Below are 607 nucleotides of genomic sequence, written 5' to 3' on the forward strand. Positions count from 1 at the left end.
CGGAAGCTAAGCCCTCCAGCGCCGATGGTACTGCACTCGTGAGGGTGTGGGAGAGTAGGACACCGCCGGACAATCTTCCAGTCGAGGGCCGCCCCATGAGGGTCGGCCCTCGACTGCGTAGCGCCATTGGTGGCGCAATCAGGAAGGATGTACCTGTGAGCTCAGGACCGCAGGGCGGAGACCGTCCCCGTCGTCACGAAGACCGCACCGACGGCCCGGCTGGACGCGACCGTGGAGCGCGCCGCGACGACCGGCCCCCGTACCGGGGAGACCGCGACAACGCCGGCGGCGCCCGAGGCGGATACGCCGGCGGTCGCGACGGTGGCTCGCGCGGCGGTGACCGCGACGGTTCCCGTTCCGGCGCGCCACGTGAGGGTGGTTTCCGCGGCGGCGATCGCGATGGCGGCTTCCGTGGTGGCGACCGCCGCGAGGGCGGCGCGTCCCGTGAGGGCGGCTTCCGCAGTGGCGACCGTCGCGAAGGCGGCGCGTCCCGTGAGGGCGGCTTCCGAGGTGGCGACCGCCAGGGTGGTTTCCGTGGCGGTGACCGCGAGGGTGGTTTCCGTGGTGGTGATCGTCGTGAGGGCGGTTTCCAGGGCGGGGGCGATCG

At 72.7% G+C, this 607-nt stretch carries 1 protein-coding gene and 1 rRNA gene; one reads left to right on the plus strand and one right to left on the minus strand.

Annotated features, from left to right (window positions below):
- A 5S ribosomal RNA gene (gene rrf / locus ACLQ24_RS30090) occupies positions 1 to 71 on the plus strand; the annotation flags it as partial.
- Positions 72 to 161: 90 nt separating this feature from the next.
- Here rrf and ACLQ24_RS30095 read toward each other — a convergent pair.
- Positions 162 to 607 (minus strand): hypothetical protein (locus ACLQ24_RS30095; RefSeq protein ID WP_425895115.1); only part of this gene is annotated, 446 nt, incomplete at its 5' end.

This window comes from Micromonospora sp. DT4, from assembly GCF_049841675.1.
Taxonomy (GTDB): Bacteria; Actinomycetota; Actinomycetes; order Mycobacteriales; family Micromonosporaceae; genus Micromonospora.